The sequence below is a fragment of the Streptomyces sp. NPDC088707 genome (assembly GCF_044752725.1).
Taxonomy (GTDB): domain Bacteria; phylum Actinomycetota; class Actinomycetes; order Streptomycetales; family Streptomycetaceae; genus Streptomyces.
The window spans coordinates 21,052-35,035 of record NZ_JBIVLV010000004.1 but is presented as its reverse complement, the minus strand read 5'-3'; the positions used below and the strand labels follow the sequence as shown (position 1 = coordinate 35,035).

Genomic DNA, 13,984 nt, shown 5'->3' with positions numbered 1-13,984 from the left:
TCCTCTCTCAGGCTTCGACGCTCAGGGCGGGCAGGGTCCAGGAGCCGTCGAGGACGGAGGCGTCGGGGCCGTACACGCGGATGGCGATGGTGAAGGGGCCGTCGGGCGCGGGCAGCCAGTTCGCCGCCTGCTTCGGTTCGGCCGGGCGGTCCTTGCTCACGTACAGGGTCAGGCCGCCGTCGTCGTCGTACACGAGCCCCGGGGTCCGGTCGCCGATCGAGAAGCGGTCGATCTCGTTGGCGACGAGGAGCCGCTCGGGCAGCCGGTACATCGTCGCCGACCAGAAGGAGCGGGCCGGCGGCAGCTTCCCGGGGGCGAAGCGGATGACGTGGTCGTGCGTGGAGGCGTTCGGCGGCCGGTTGCCCTGGTCGTCCCGGGCCCAGCCCGCGTACCAGGCCTCCGCCGCCGGCAGCCCGTAGAGGCCCTTGTCGACGCCGACCGCGCGGGTCAGGTAGTCGGTGCCGTGTTCGGCGCGGGTGCCGAACCAGTGGGTGGAGTCGGCCGCGTCCTTCTTCGCCTCCTCCAGGCGGGCGCGGGCGTCCTCGATGCCCTGCTGGATCGCGGCGCGGATCTCCGGCTTCAGCGCGGCGGGCTCGAACTCCCCGCCGCCCCGCACGCCGAACGCGGCCAGCCGGTCACGCAGTTCCCGCTCGGCCCCGAGGACGGGGAAGAACTGGAGCAGGAAGTCCAGCAGGGTGAAGAACTCGACGGTGCCGAGGTCCTCCTCCCGCCAGACGGGCCACACCGGCTCGTCGGCCGGCGGCGGCGCTTCGGCACCGGCGAACTCCGACAGGGGGCGCAGCCGGTACCGCTCCTGGATGCCCCGCAGGGCCGGTACGTCGTCGGGGCCGGCCAGATACGTACGGCCCAGGATCCCGACCAGGGAGGTCTCGGCGCGCAGCACGCCCGCGACGCCCTCGGGGGCCACGCCGTCCCAGCCGGGCCCGGCGACCAGGTAGTCGCCCGCCTCCGAGCCGGTCGTACGGGTGCCGACGAAGCCGACGTACGAGGTGTCCAGGTCGTGCAGCGGCAGGACGTAGTACCGGTCCACGGCCGGAACCGAGACCACGTAGGGCTCCGCCCTCAGGTCCAGCCACGCCCAGGAGTACGGGGTGTCGTTGTTCGGGGTCACGACATCCGTGTTGGCCGGGGTGAACGGCTCCGAGTAGTGGCGGAAGCGCCCGAACCCGCCCACGTACCGGGGATCATCGGAATCGACCGCCTGCGGATACATCGTCCGGTAGTTCTGCAGAAGCGCGTATCCCCAGATCCAGCCCTCGGCCGCGGCGCTGCGCGCCTCCTCGACGGTCAACTCCGGCACACCGATCTCCTCACCCGTTTATGACGTTTTGCCATAAACTTCCACACTCGTCTCCGGGGCGCATCCGGAGCTCCCCCCGTGCCCCGCCGCGGTCTGCGCCGAGCCGGCGGGGCGCACGCCTCAGTGGACGGCGGGGGCCGCCGCGCCCGGTGACTCCGGGACGCCGAGCCGCTCGGCGTCCCGTTCAGGACGCATGAAGAAGGCCGACAGGAGGCCGGTGACCAGCAACAGGGCCGCCGTCACGAGCCAGCCGTTCTCGTAGCCGGCCGTGGCCGTCGCGGCGCTGTCCACGATCCGGCCGAGGACCAGGGGCGAGACGATGCCGCCGAGGGCGAAGACCGCCACCAGGGCGCCGAGGACGACGCCGCGCTGCGAGGGCGGCGTGATGCGGGCGATGGCCGTCTGCGCGGCGGTGATCATGACCAGGGCGACCGCCATCGGGCCGAACATCATCGGGACCTTGATCCACAGCGTGTCGACGGTGGCGAACACGGTCACCGCGCCCGCCGAGGCCACCAGCAGCAGACCAGCGCCTGCACCGGCCGGCAGCCTTCCGCCCGTACCACGCAGGACTGCCCGGCGTGCCAGCAACCCGTGCGCCAGGAGGACCGCGCCGTTGGCCACGGCTCCCCCGCCGACCGCGGCGGCGGCCTGATCGAGGTCCCAGCCCACCACGGTCTGGAGATAGTCCGGCAGCCAGGTGAGTTTGGCACTCATCACCCAGTAGGCGGCGAACGCGCCCAGTGCCGCCGTGAGGAAAGTGCCGGAGAGGAAGACGGCGCGCAGCGGTACGTCCGCGGCCCCCGAGATCCCCTCCATGGAACGAGCGTCACGGCCCACCGGCGGGGCCGACGGCCCCTCCGTGCCCTTGGCCCTCCACACCGCCACCCACAGCAGGCCCGCGAGCCCGGCCGCCCCGAACGCCCAGCGCCAGCCGAAGTGGGAGATCACCGCACCCAGGGTGGGGGCCGCCACCGCCACCCCCGCCGCCGCGCCCACCATGAGGATGGCCGTCGGCAGGGTGCGCTCACGCTGTTCGAACCAGCCGTGCACGTGGTGGACCGCGACCGGGGCCGCGGGCCCTTCGGCGAAGCCGAGCAACACCCTGGTGGCGATCAGCGTCGCGAAGCCCGCCGCCCCCCAGAGCATCGGCAGCTGGGCGGCCGCCCACAGCAGGCCCATCGCCAGGAGCAGCACCGACGTGCGCACCTTGCGGGTCAGGAACGAGACGCCCAGCGCGGAGAGCGAGAAGAGGCTGAAGAACGCGGCCTGGGCCATGCCGAACTCCTGACGGCTGAGTCCGAACTCCTCCATGATCTCCGGCCCGGCCAGCCCCAGGACCGCCTTGTCGGCGAAGTTCACCAACATGAAGACCAGCAGGAGCCAGGTAGTGGTCCACGCCTGCCGGCCACCTGCCGTCGGGGCCGTCGGACTGGAGCCCCGCATCGTCACCGCGTCCACGGTCACACCCCTTGCTCTGCGATGTCGTCCATGGCAGCGCCGCAACCGCAGCTGTCGTCGTCGACGACCCCCACGCTGATGACTCCCGCGGCCCGTCGCCGCCCTTCCTCGCTGCGTGTCAGCTCGGTGGCCACGTCCGTACCCTCCGCCACGGCGGCGGCCTCCGCTGCGGCCCAGTTGAAGACGCCGCGCGCCATCGTCGAGGTCTCCGCCGCTGCCCGACGGGTGAAGACCTCGGCCCGGATCCGGGCCACGTCGGGATCGGTGGGTGCGGCCAGCGCGGCGGTCTCGGCCAGGTGCGTCGCCAGACGCAGCTCGCCACGGGCGAGCAGTCGCCCCGCCCGGTCCGCCAGTGCGCGCGCGCCGCCGGCGGCCTCGGCGAGTTCGGCGGCCAGCGCGGCTTCGGGGGCAGGCTTGAGGTTCGCGGGGTTCTGGTCGTACCAGCCGCCCCACAGCCGCCACAGGTTCCTGACGACGAACTCAGGCTCGTCGTACGCGGGGTGCAGGTACGGCTTCTCCAGCAGGCCGGGCGGGACCTTCACGCCGTGCAGCACCTCGTCGAGGCGGGCGCCTGCGTTCATCAGCTCCCGGGTCTGGGTGCACAAGGACTCGAGCAGCTCCGCCGTGTCGCCGAGCGCCTGACGAATGCGGCCGGCGCCGACGATCGGCACGCCATGTCCGGGGAGCAGGACCTCGGCGCCGAGGTCCTGCATGGCGCGCAGTGCCCGCGCCCACTCCACCGGATAGCGCTGCACCTTCTGCGGGTTGCCGGCGTTGGGCGAGTTCCAGATGAACAGGTCGCCGGCGCACAGGGTCTTCAGCTCCGGGATCCACACGTAGGTGTGGTCGTCCGTCTCGCCCCGGGCGTGCACCAGCTCGAAGGTCAGCTCTCCCCTGCGCAGAGTCAGCCGGTCGCGGTAGGTGGTGTCCGGGTAGCGGTACTCCGTCGGCCAGTTCAGGGAGGGCACGCCGAACTGGCGCCGGTTGATCCAGGTGTTGTAGCCGGCGGTCTCGCGGTAGCGGTCGAAGCGTGCCGCCACCGCCTCGTGCGCGACGACCTCCGGGAGCGCCGTGCCGGCGTCGGCGGCCTCCCGGTCGAAGGGGCCCACGCCGAAGACGTGGTCCACGTGACCGTGGGTGTACACCACCGTACTCACGGGGGCCTGGGTCCGACCGCGCACCGCGTCGTGCAGCTGGGACGCCGTGCGGAAGTCTCCCGAGTCGACCAGCATCAGGCCGTCGCCGGTGTCGAACACCGCCACGTTCGCGAAGGCCGGGAAGAAGCCGGTCCGCTCGGCGACCCGCACGAGTCCGCCGCCTGCGAACTCCCCCGTGAAGTGGGCCAGCAACGACTGCTTCCCGGACCAGACCCCTTCCGCGTACTCCATGTAACCGCTGACATTGTGTTCCGTCATAGCGTCCGGCTCCTCGTGCGTCGCCCCGGGGGGCGGCGTCCCGCGCCCCTCGTGTGGCCGTCTGATGTCTGTAGAGTCTGCGTCGGAGCCTGTCGGAGGGATATCCGCAGCCTTCACAGTCGTTGACGCCCCGCGTTGTGATCCGTCACATCTCCTCGGGAGGAGCACCGGTGCCCAGGACCCCGCCGTCCGCACCCGACGACGGGCGTCCCGCCCTGTCGCCCGCGGCCCGGGCGCTCGCCGCCCGGTGCGAGAGCCACGTCAACGAGCTCGCCCGCCGCATGGCCCGTGAATCGTTCGAGCGGCTGCCCGGATACAGCGAGCTCCCCACCGATGTGAAGGACGTGGAGGTCGCCGCGACGGTCCGGCACGGGCTGCGTCTCTTCCTGCACCGCGTACGCGACGGGCGGGACGACGCCGGGGACTACCGACTCTTCCGGGAACGCGCCGCCCAGCGCGCCGACGAGGGGATGCCCCTGCACACCCTGCTGCGCAGCCACTCCACGGCCGTTCACGTCCTCTGGCAGGCCCTTCGGGACGAGACCGCCGCCGGCGAGGAAGGCGCGCTCATGGAACTCGTCGACCTCCTCCTCCGCAGCCACGAGGCCGTCATCGGAACCGTCGCCGAGACCTACCTCGACGAGCAGGCCGCGCTGTTCGCCGAGCGGCGCGAACACCACCGGTCCCTCGTACGGGGGCTGCTGGACGGCTCCCTGCCGCCCACGCGGGCCTTCGAGGAGCTGGGACTCGAAGGCCCCACCCTCGTCGTCCACCTGTATGTGCCGTGCGAGCGGGATGCCGATGCCTCGGCCGTGGCGGAGCGCCGCCGGACGCGCCGCGTCCAGACCGTCCTGGACCGCACCTTCGACACGGGGGCCGCTTGCCTGCTCGGCGCCGACGGCGGACACGTGATCGCCCCTCGGCGGCCGGACGACACCGACGGCGTCCGTGCCTGCGAAGAGCTGACCGCCCGGCTCCGGCAGGTCTGCGGAGACGATGTCCGCGTGACCGCGGTCACCGCCGCCACCCCCCAGGACGTGCCGACCGCCGCCCGCACCGCCACCGACATCGTCCGGGTCGCCCGCGCCTGCGGCCGACCCGCCGGCGTGCACCGCATGGACGACGTCCTGCTGGAGTACCACCTCTCCCGCCACGACGAGAGCAGCGACCGCATCGCCGCGCTCCTCGATCCCCTCGGCGACCGGCCCGAACTCATCGAGACCCTGCGCGTGCACATCGAGCTCCGGCACGACCGCCGCGGCACCGCGCACCGGCTCGGGCTGCACCCCAACACCGTGGACAACCGGCTGGCAAGGATCACCGAGCTCACCGGCCTCGACATCGCCTCCCCCCGCGGCAACGCCCTGGCCCTGGCCGCCCTGCTGCTGCGCGGCGACGCTCCCCGGTGATTCTCGCCCGACGAGGTCGGCGCTGCGCCGATGGCGGAGGGTGGCCAGGCCGGACTGCGCGGTGGGGGACTTGCTGATGCCGAGGGTGTCAGGGCGCGGGTGCCGAGGGGCCGAACGCCCTCCTTCGTCCTCCTCTGGGCAGTGCTTTCACCTCTCGCGCATCCGCACGCGTGCCGACGACCGAAACATCGCATACATCCATCGCTTCACGGGAGGCCACAGTGCTCGTTCTGATCGGAGTGATCGTCGTCGCCGTGCTGATCGGCGCGTTCGTCCTCGGGACCAAGGTCCGCGACGAGGAGACCCCGCCGCCGGACCCCGCCTCGCATCCGCTGCGACCCCCCACCGACCGTCTGCCGGGCGAGATGTCCGCGTACCGAAGGCCCTTCGATGTTCCCCGCACCGACTGGGCGCATCGGCTTCGGCCGTACCAGCTCGGAGCCAGTACGGAGACGTCACCTGTGCCCCCGCGGGAGTAGTCGGCACACGTCGGCGGCGCCTCCGGCGCCGACCGGGCGGACTCCGGTCTGCGCAGCGTTCTGGGTTGCGCAGCGTTTCTGCACCGTAAGGTTGATCGCATGCCCGACACGAGTCTGGGAATCACCACAGGGGCCCTGGCCCAACGGCTGGGCGTGTCGCCGACCACCGTTCGTTCCTGGGAGCACCGCTACGGGATCGGGCCGGCGATCCGCGCCGACGGCAAACACCGGCGCTGGTCCCCCTCCGATGTCGCGATGCTCGAGGAGATGTGCCGTCTCACCGCGTCGGGCATCCCCCCTGCGGAAGCCGCGAGGGCTGCCCGGAGCGACCGAAGGGATGCGGCCGGCATCGGCAGGGAAAGCGCTGCTCCGGCCTCGTCCGACTCCGATCCGTCCCCGGGCCCCAAGCGGGCCGGGGGAGGTGGGCTGCCCCTGGGTGATGTGCGGCAGGAGTGCCGCGGTCTGGCGCGGGCGGCAGTGCGGTTGGACGCCCCGGCGATGGAGACCCTTCTGGCGCAGGTGATCTCCGACTACGGCCTCGTGACTGCCTGGGAAGAGGTGATGGTGCCCACGCTGCACGCCGTCGGCCGCAAATGGGAGTCGTCGGACGACCGTTACGTCGAGGTCGAGCATCTGCTGTCCTGGCAGGTCTCGACCGCCCTTCGCCGCGCCGCCATCGCTTCCGTGGGGAAGCAGACGGCTCCGGTGCTGCTTGCCTGCGTGCCGTCAGAGCCGCATACGCTGCCGCTCGAGGCACTTGCCGCGGGTCTCTCCGAGCGGCGCATCGCGACCCTGATGTTCGGCGGCGCCGTCCCGGCGGAGGCCCTGGATGCCGCAGTGCGCAGGTGTGGTCCTCCCGCCGTCGTGCTGTGGTCTCAAGCGCGTTCGACGGCGAGCCACGCACTGGCACGCCATGTAGCGGGCATGACGTTCGGCCTGCGCGGTGCCCGGACGGCGCCGCTTGTGCTGCTGGCCGGCCCCGGCTGGGCGGGCCGGACGCCCGACTCCGGCATGTTGCGCCCCCGGGGCCTGCGGGAGGCGCTCGACTCCATTTCCCGCATCTACGGCGATCCCCTGCCGGATTCGGAACGCCGATGAGCCACACCTCGTAGGAGCCCCGAGTCGGGGGCAGACCGCTGACGGACACGGTCACCGGCCTCGCCGCGCTCCCGCGGCCGGGATGCAGGTTTCGCTCCCCCCCCCATTTCGACGCAGCATCAATGCGTCTTGCCGGGGTGCATTGATTCGGCGGACGGTGTGAGGGACGGTGCATCCTCGTGCCCAGGAGCAAGCCATGATCTCCGCTCGACCCACGTCGCCTGCTCAAGGCGGCCAGAAGGCGCTGCACGCGGCCCCCACCCGGACAGCCCGTCCGGCTGGACACTCGACGACGCTCGACGAGTCGGAAGCCGAGCTCGCGCAGCGGTTCGCGAACGGCGATCCGGCCGCGTTGGCTGCTTTGTACGAGCAGCACTCCGCTCTGGTGTACTCGCTCGCTCGCCGTGCTCTCGGCAACGCCCAGGACGCGGAGGACGTCACCCAGCAAGTGTTCATCGCCGCCTGGCGTGGCCGTGCCGGATACCGGCCAGAGCGCGGCGTCATCGGCGGCTGGCTCGTCGGCATCGCACGTCACGTCATCCTGGACACGCGTACGGCACGGACACGGAGGACGGACCTCGAGCGGGCACTGACGGGTCAGCACGCGCAAGTAGTCCGCGACTACAGCAAGGACGAGTGCGAGCAGGCTCTGAACAGAGTTCTCGTCCTGCAGAAGCTCGGCCTCCTCTCCCCCGTCCAACGACGCCTGGTCGGAATGGCGATCTACGGTGACATGACCCAGGCGCAGATCTCAGAGGAGACCGGACTCCCACTCGGCACGGTCAAGAGCCACATCAGGCGCGCCTTGCACGCCCTTCGCCGATGCATGGAACCCCCTGCCTGAGGCGCTCACACGCGGTCGTGCACTCTCATGGCCGCTCTTCTTGGATCAGTCCCCATGACCCGTACCACCGCTGCCGAAGCCCCCGCTGGAGATGCCACGCCACTTGCGCTTCTCCTCGCTCGGCGGCTCGGTGTCGACCTCTCCGGAACTGTTCAGGTTGTACGGCATGAGCCGGTGCTCGTTGTCCGTCATCGGCACTTCGGACGGCTTGCGGTACTCAGAGACCTCACCGGGCAGTCGGCCCGTGTCGGGGCGGTGCGGCTGGGACTCGGGGTCCGGCGGTGAAGGTTCCCTGTTCATGACCCGGATGCCCCACGCGAATGCTCCGATGAGAACCGCGACGACGACGAGCCCGCCCAGCACCTGGGCGAGACCTGATTGCCAGACACCCGCCGCAAGTACCGGCGTCCCGAGAAGATCCGTGTGCATGGTGTGCTCCGTTCGTCGGCCCCCTCCGCCAGGGACGGCGAGACCTCTCGCGATGGCATTCGCCGTCTTCATGAGCGGATTCGGACTTCGGGCCGACGCTGGATGCACGTGCAGGTCGACGACGCGCCGCCGCTCATCCCCGTGCCGGGAATCCGATGACGACGGCGCAGGGCCATACGGGTGGCTGCTGCATCCAGAGGGCGCGGAGTCAGCGCAGTCCTGACGCAATGGTCCCGCACGCCGACAAGGAGATCCCATGAGCTTCGTCGAGACACATGAGCCCGGCGCGTACACCCCGAGGGCAGGCCTCTACGAGTGCGACTGCGCCGGGGGGCACCTCTGGCGGATCGACCTGGCCGGTCATCTCTTCCCTCCGTTCCCACCTGGCTGTTCCGCGACGCGCTGGCGGGGGACGGAGGTCGGTGCCACGTCCCCAGCCGCTCCGGAGGGCAGCCCGCGGCCATGAAGGAGGGGAGAACCCTGACGACCGCGAAGGCACCCGAGCGGCCACCGCACGACGGACGGACCGCTGCGAGGCAGCTCGTTCCACATAAGGGCGATGCATCCGAAAACACCGACAATGCGAAGCACGAGGAGAAAGAACCCACTTCACCTCACAGCGGACGGGCCTGCCGACCCCGAAGTGCGGTCACCGAGTCGCTGTCGGTTCAACGGAAGCGAGAGAGAAGATGATTGTCAAGAAGCTGCATGACGCGGGAGTGAGCAGCGAGCACGCCTACCTTGCGGCCGTCGGCTCGATCGGCCTGTCCCTTGCTTCGTGGATCACCTCGCGACGAAGCGAGAATCTGGAAAGGGCAGACCGGTGGGGCATCTTCGTCGGTGAATGGGCGCCCACCTTCTTCGCCTTGGGGTTGGCGCTGGCGAACTACGAACGGGAGGAGGTGCCGGAAGGCTTCGTCAGCGTCAACTGACAGTCCGCGCGTCCCACGTCGCACCGTGCCCCTGGCGGCCGTCCAGGGGCACGCAGCATGTTCACGCCCTGTCGGGCGGCCCACGAGGGAGCTGGCTGCCGTCCGTGTCGTGCCGACGGCTCGATCACGGGTCGGGCGTCCGGCCGGCCACTTTCATGGCGCTTCTCTTCGGCCTCGCGAGGCCACGTCGGCGTAGTGGCCCGCGAGGGCCTGCGCCATGGCGGCCGCCGAGTACCTGCTGCGAACGAGGTGCTGTGCTCGCCGGGCCATGGTCTCGGCGGTCTCGTCGTCCAGGGCCAGCAGGCGCCGCAGTCCCTGGCCCAACGCGTACGAGGTCGAGGTGTCCAGGAGCAGACCGTTGACTCCGTCGTCCAGGTAGTGCGGTACGCCGCCGCGCTCAGGCCCGGCCACGACCATCCCCGCTTCCATGGCCTCCAGGACCGCGAGGCCGAACTCCTCCTTCGCGCTCGGACAGACGTATCGCGCCCGGAGCCGGTGACCGGAGTCGGCGAGCACGCGTTCCAGTGTCCGTACGTCGGCGTTGGAGAGCGCGGGAAGAAGGAGCAGGCGTTCCCGGGCTTCCGGGTTGCCGAGGGTCGCCGCCCGGATCCGGTCGCGTATCAAGGACTCCTGGGGGTCAGGCCCACGTGTGCTTCCGCCGACGAGGACCAGAACCGATTCGCGGTGGCATCCCGACTCGATCCACGCCCGTACCAGAACGTCCTGCTGCTTGACCGGGTGCAGACGGCCGACGCTCAACAGCACCGTTCGCCTGGACTCCTCGGCAGGTCCGGCCGCGCCACCGATCCTGTCGATGAGGAGCCGGCATCGCTTCGCCGCGTCGGGCGGCGGCTCGTAGGGCGCCACGCCTTCCGGCGGGGCGCTCAGCCGCCCTGTCCCGTACCTACGGGAGAGCTGCGGGAAATGTCGGACCAGTTCCGCCGTTCCGCCGCGCCCCGCGATTCCCACCACCCGGTCGGCTCGGTCTGCCAGGCGGTCGGCGAGGTACACACGGTGCAGGTCCAGGCGCACCTGGTCGGGATCCGCATCGGGGTGGTCGAGGCGCTCGCTCATCTGGCGATGAGGATCCGGGGTCGCGGTGAAGACGAGTCCGGCGCCGACTCTTCGGGCCGCCTCGGCGAGAGCCAGCGAACCGTCGTCGGCGTAGCGCACATGGAGGACGTCGAGTCGCCGTCCGAGCGCGGACATCAGCGTGGTGGCCCACCAGGCCAGGGCTTCACGGTGTTCCCCGACGTCCTGTGGACCGACCGGGCGATCACTGTCCACGGGAAGCCGCAGAATCCAGTGCCCCGTGCTCCGCCGGCGCAACAGCACACGATCGTCTTCGAGGTCGGGGCGACAGGCGGTGACCACGGTGAGAACGCCTGCGACGCCGACGGTCGAGGCGAGGGCCTCTCCGACGGAGTCGAGGAGGACACTGAGGCCGCCGCTCAGGCCCTCGCCCGGCCGGTCGAACCGCCCCAGCAGCATGGACTGTGCGACGACCAGCCCCGAAGCGGGGAGCGAACGCCGAGCTGCCGCGAGCGGCGTGTGACGCAGGGTTTCCAACAGGAGGCGCTCGTAGGTGTCTGCGGGCTGTATCATCCGGAGCCGGTTCCCCCATCGGCGCCCGTACCGGGCGAGCAGCAGCCATGCCGCGTGCCGCACGCTCCGAGAGCCCTCACGGGCAAGCCGGAGGACGCCGTCTCCCGGGAGGGGCCGGAGGCCGACCGCAGCCGCGAGGTGGAGCAGCATGGCCGTCGTCTCGGGCGCTTGAGCGGTACGGAGGCCGGAGCGCAGCGATCTCGCGGCTCGGGCTCCTCCATGGAGGCGCACGACCTCGGGCCATGCCTCGAAGACTGCTCCACGCGCCCCGTCTCCCCCGGTCACGAGCCGTACGCACTCTTCCGGGCAGGGCATCCGTCCCCTTCGAACCCGGTTACGCAGGCGGGCGACGACGACATCCTGATCGGTGGCCAGGGCGTGCCGCCCGTGGCGCCTCTCACCAGCACCCGATCCGTACTCCTCTTCGACCAGGTGAGACAGGAGGCTGCCGGAGGGTGACGGCAGGTGTGCCGGGTGCGAGGACTCAGTCGCACTTTCGGACCGGCTCCAGAAGGCCCGCCGTGCCTCTGTGAACACGTCACGTTTCCCGTCTCCGGCGGTGAAGCCGTGACGATCAGGCGGTGCCAGGCCCGGGACAGAGATCTCCATGTCGACTCCTGGTGGGATACATCCGACCAGCAGGCCTTCCTCGTCTCATCCCGACGTGGATGCACCCCTGCGCAGCGTCTCCGTTCCAGCGCTTCCGAGCGGCGGATCCGTCCGGTCAGTCATGAAACATGGGAGCGGTCCCGATTGAGTGGTGCGCACTGCCCTTGTCGGATCAGTGCGGAGCGAACCGAGGGGCACGGAGGCGCATCCGCTGCGCCGTTCCGAGACGAAGCAGTGGACGTACCCTTCCTGCCGAAGGAGGTCGGAATGCCACACATCGTGGTGATCAGTCCCCCCTTCCAGTCGCATGCCCAGCCGTTGTCGGTGCTGGCCGGCGCTCTGGCCAAGGCAGGCTCCGACGTCACTTTCGCGTGCGCGCCTCCCTTCGCGAGGCTGGCCGAGGAGGCCGGCGCGAGGTTCGCCCCGTTGACCGTGACGCGCAACGCGAACACCGGTGTGGCCCGGAGTACACGACAGGGCGTAAGGGAGTCGGAGCGGCTCGAAGAGTTCATCGGCTCCACGCGTAAGGGGGCGATCGCCGCGCTGCTCACGCAGTCCCGGCACCGTGGCGAGGACATGCTCGCCGCCCCGGAGCAGGTCCTCGCCGAGGTCCGGGCCCTCCAGGAGCGGCTGGCTCCCGACTGGTTCGTGGTCGACCAGCTCAGCTACTCGGTGACGCTCGCCCTGCATTGCCTCGGGCTCCCCTTCGCCACGTTCTGTCCAGGGCATCCCACGTACCTGCCGCACGGCCCGGAGGCCTTGTTCGGTGTCCCCTACGCCTGGCCCCGGGCCATCCGTCCCGCGGCGCGGGAGCTGGCCGCGCTGAGGCGGGCCGCCCAGCGCGACGATGTCGCCTTCACCGAGCGGTTCGCCGCGGTCGCCCGCGGGCACGAACCCCGGGTTCCGGCACCCGGCCGCGCGTTCGCCCTGGCATCGAGGCGTGCCGTCGTCTTCAACTACCCCCCGTTCTCCTGGTTGCCGAAACACCGGCCGTCCGGTGCGCGCTTCTTGCACGGGGGCCATTGCGTGCCCCCGGAGGAGAAGGGACCCGGCGACGAGTGGGAGGGGGTACTCAGTCGCCTCACGTCACGCGCCGGCCGCGTGGTGCTGATCGCGCTCGGCACCTTCCTGTCCGCGCGCGACGACATACTGGCGTTGCTGATCCGGGGCATCCTCGCCCACTGTCCGGACGTGGCAGTCGTGGTCGCCGCGGGCGAGGGGGCGCCCAGACTGGCGCAGTTCGCCGGACCCAAGGTGCACGTCGCGCGGATCGTCCCTCAGCGATGGCTGCTGAGCCGGGTCGACGCCATGGTGCACCACGGAGGCAACAACTCCTTCACCGAGTGCGTGGCATCGGCGACTCCGGCTCTGATTCTGCCTTTCTCCAGCGACCAGTTCTCCATCGCCCACGACGCCGAGCGCGCACGGCTGGCCACGTGTCTGAACCCGGCGACGCTGACCGAGGACGACGCCGGTGCCGCGGTACGCGATCTCCTCGACCACGTCCCCGAGGGGCTGCCCCGCTGGTCGGAGGCGCTGCGTCAGCGCGGGCCGCAGTGGACTGCCGGCCGCCTGCTCGACGCCATGGAGTCTCCTGCCGGGATCCGGTGACCCCAGAGGCAGGTCGGCTCGCTCCTACTCCCGCTGCGCCACGAACGTGTGCGTGATTCCCGTCTGCCAACCCGATTGCGGCAGACAACGGACTCGCGTGAACCCCGCCCGGCGGATCCTTTCGGAGAATTCGGTTGCCGTGTCGAAGTCGAGGACGCTCCGGTGCAGGTGTGCATAGAGGGGGCTGTCTCCGTTGAGGCGGGCCCAAGGACCCACGAAACCCCTCATGACCGCCGTCCACAGGAATCTGTGGAGGACGCGGCCGCTGAGAGCGTACTCGTGAATGGCGAGACGTCCGCCGGGTCGGAGAAGCCGATGCACGATGCCGAGGGTCTGATCGGGGTCCGAGACATTGCGGAACAGATAGGCGGCGAAGACCGCATCGTACGAACCGGGCTGTTCCGCCTGGGGCATACGTTCCACCGCCGCATGGACGAAAGACACGTGCGGAGGCCAATTCTTGAGTTGCGCCTGTGCGAGCATGCCGGCGGAGGCGTCGACCCCCGTGAGGGCCGCCAAGGGGGCAGCACGCAGCAGCGCCGCAGTGGAGGCTCCTGTTCCGCACCCGAGATCCAGGACGGACAGTCCCGCTCCTGCCGCGGGAAGGCCCAGTCGTCGCGCTGAGCGGCGCAAGTGGGCGTGGTAACCCGGACTGGCGGAGGTCATCCGATCGTAGGTTCGCGATGCGTGGTCGAATGCGTTCGCGAGGTCCGCGTCGCGCAGCAGAGGCATCCGCACACTCCTTTGACGTCGTCCCTCAGTTTCCCGTAG

At 70.7% G+C, this 13,984-nt stretch carries 12 protein-coding genes; 6 read left to right on the top strand and 6 right to left on the bottom strand.

Features of this window, described 5'->3' with window-relative positions:
• Window positions 1-7: 7 nt before the first annotated feature.
• The 3 genes from ACIP84_RS14095 to ACIP84_RS14085 form a co-directional block, all read right to left on the bottom strand.
• Window positions 8-1,321: a DUF1254 domain-containing protein gene (locus tag ACIP84_RS14095; RefSeq protein ID WP_401798009.1), complete on the bottom strand. Its 1,314-nt coding sequence runs from the start codon at window positions 1,319-1,321 to the stop codon at window positions 8-10.
• Window positions 1,322-1,441: 120 nt separating this feature from the next.
• Window positions 1,442-2,782 carry an MFS transporter gene (locus tag ACIP84_RS14090; protein ID WP_401798008.1) on the bottom strand — a complete coding sequence of 447 codons (1,341 nt, stop codon included), beginning with the start codon at window positions 2,780-2,782 and terminating at the stop codon, window positions 1,442-1,444.
• Between the two features lie 2 nt (window positions 2,783-2,784).
• On the bottom strand, window positions 2,785-4,197 hold the full coding sequence (locus ACIP84_RS14085) for an alkyl sulfatase dimerization domain-containing protein (protein ID WP_401798007.1): 1,413 nt from the start codon (window positions 4,195-4,197) through the stop codon (window positions 2,785-2,787).
• A gap of 170 nt (window positions 4,198-4,367) precedes the next feature.
• Here ACIP84_RS14085 and ACIP84_RS14080 point away from each other — a divergent pair, with 170 nt between their 5' ends.
• The 4 genes from ACIP84_RS14080 to ACIP84_RS14065 all read left to right on the top strand — a co-directional run bounded on the left by ACIP84_RS14080 (window position 4,368) and on the right by ACIP84_RS14065 (window position 8,027).
• The gene (locus tag ACIP84_RS14080; RefSeq protein ID WP_401798006.1) at window positions 4,368-5,606 is read left to right on the top strand and encodes a PucR family transcriptional regulator; all 1,239 of its coding nucleotides are present in this window, start codon (window positions 4,368-4,370) and stop codon (window positions 5,604-5,606) included.
• A gap of 221 nt (window positions 5,607-5,827) precedes the next feature.
• Window positions 5,828-6,085, top strand: coding sequence for a DUF6479 family protein (locus ACIP84_RS14075; protein ID WP_319312534.1), 258 nt, complete (start codon window positions 5,828-5,830; stop codon window positions 6,083-6,085).
• 99 nt (window positions 6,086-6,184) lie between these two features.
• Window positions 6,185-7,183, top strand: a complete 999-nt coding sequence (locus ACIP84_RS14070; RefSeq protein ID WP_401798005.1) for a MerR family transcriptional regulator — start codon at window positions 6,185-6,187, stop codon at window positions 7,181-7,183.
• 196 nt (window positions 7,184-7,379) lie between these two features.
• On the top strand, window positions 7,380-8,027 hold the full coding sequence (locus tag ACIP84_RS14065; RefSeq protein WP_401798004.1) for an RNA polymerase sigma factor: 648 nt from the start codon (window positions 7,380-7,382) through the stop codon (window positions 8,025-8,027).
• A 45-nt stretch (window positions 8,028-8,072) separates the two neighbouring features.
• Here ACIP84_RS14065 and ACIP84_RS14060 read toward each other — a convergent pair whose 3' ends face one another.
• Window positions 8,073-8,456 (bottom strand): DUF6479 family protein, encoded by a 384-nt coding sequence (locus ACIP84_RS14060; protein WP_355966806.1) that lies wholly within the window; start codon window positions 8,454-8,456, stop codon window positions 8,073-8,075.
• A 689-nt stretch (window positions 8,457-9,145) separates the two neighbouring features.
• Here ACIP84_RS14060 and ACIP84_RS14055 point away from each other — a divergent pair.
• The gene (locus ACIP84_RS14055; RefSeq protein ID WP_355966803.1) at window positions 9,146-9,388 is read left to right on the top strand and encodes a hypothetical protein; all 243 of its coding nucleotides are present in this window, start codon (window positions 9,146-9,148) and stop codon (window positions 9,386-9,388) included.
• Between the two features lie 153 nt (window positions 9,389-9,541).
• Here the strand turns inward: ACIP84_RS14055 and ACIP84_RS14050 are convergent, their stop codons facing one another.
• Window positions 9,542-10,993, bottom strand: a complete 1,452-nt coding sequence (locus tag ACIP84_RS14050) for a glycosyltransferase (RefSeq protein WP_401798003.1) — start codon at window positions 10,991-10,993, stop codon at window positions 9,542-9,544.
• An 876-nt stretch (window positions 10,994-11,869) separates the two neighbouring features.
• On the opposite strand from ACIP84_RS14050, the gene ACIP84_RS14045 reads away from it, so the two are divergent.
• Entirely contained in the window at window positions 11,870-13,213 is a 1,344-nt protein-coding gene (locus tag ACIP84_RS14045) for a glycosyltransferase (RefSeq protein ID WP_401798002.1), read from the top strand.
• Window positions 13,214-13,237: 24 nt separating this feature from the next.
• Here the strand turns inward: ACIP84_RS14045 and ACIP84_RS14040 are convergent, their stop codons facing one another.
• A complete protein-coding gene (locus ACIP84_RS14040) occupies window positions 13,238-13,945 on the bottom strand; it encodes a class I SAM-dependent methyltransferase (RefSeq protein WP_355966795.1) in 708 nt (235 codons plus the stop codon).
• Window positions 13,946-13,984 lie beyond the last annotated feature (39 nt).

Coding starts and splice junctions, on each gene's coding strand:
- ACIP84_RS14085 (WP_401798007.1), bottom strand. CDS start 4,197: ATGACGGAACACAATGTCAGCGGTTACATGGAGTACGCGGAAGGGGTC.
- ACIP84_RS14070 (WP_401798005.1), top strand. CDS start 6,185: ATGCCCGACACGAGTCTGGGAATCACCACAGGGGCCCTGGCCCAACGG.
- ACIP84_RS14065 (WP_401798004.1), top strand. CDS start 7,380: ATGATCTCCGCTCGACCCACGTCGCCTGCTCAAGGCGGCCAGAAGGCG.
- ACIP84_RS14060 (WP_355966806.1), bottom strand. CDS start 8,456: ATGCACACGGATCTTCTCGGGACGCCGGTACTTGCGGCGGGTGTCTGG.
- ACIP84_RS14055 (WP_355966803.1), top strand. CDS start 9,146: ATGATTGTCAAGAAGCTGCATGACGCGGGAGTGAGCAGCGAGCACGCC.
- ACIP84_RS14050 (WP_401798003.1), bottom strand. CDS start 10,993: ATGATACAGCCCGCAGACACCTACGAGCGCCTCCTGTTGGAAACCCTG.
- ACIP84_RS14045 (WP_401798002.1), top strand. CDS start 11,870: ATGCCACACATCGTGGTGATCAGTCCCCCCTTCCAGTCGCATGCCCAG.
- ACIP84_RS14040 (WP_355966795.1), bottom strand. CDS start 13,945: ATGCCTCTGCTGCGCGACGCGGACCTCGCGAACGCATTCGACCACGCA.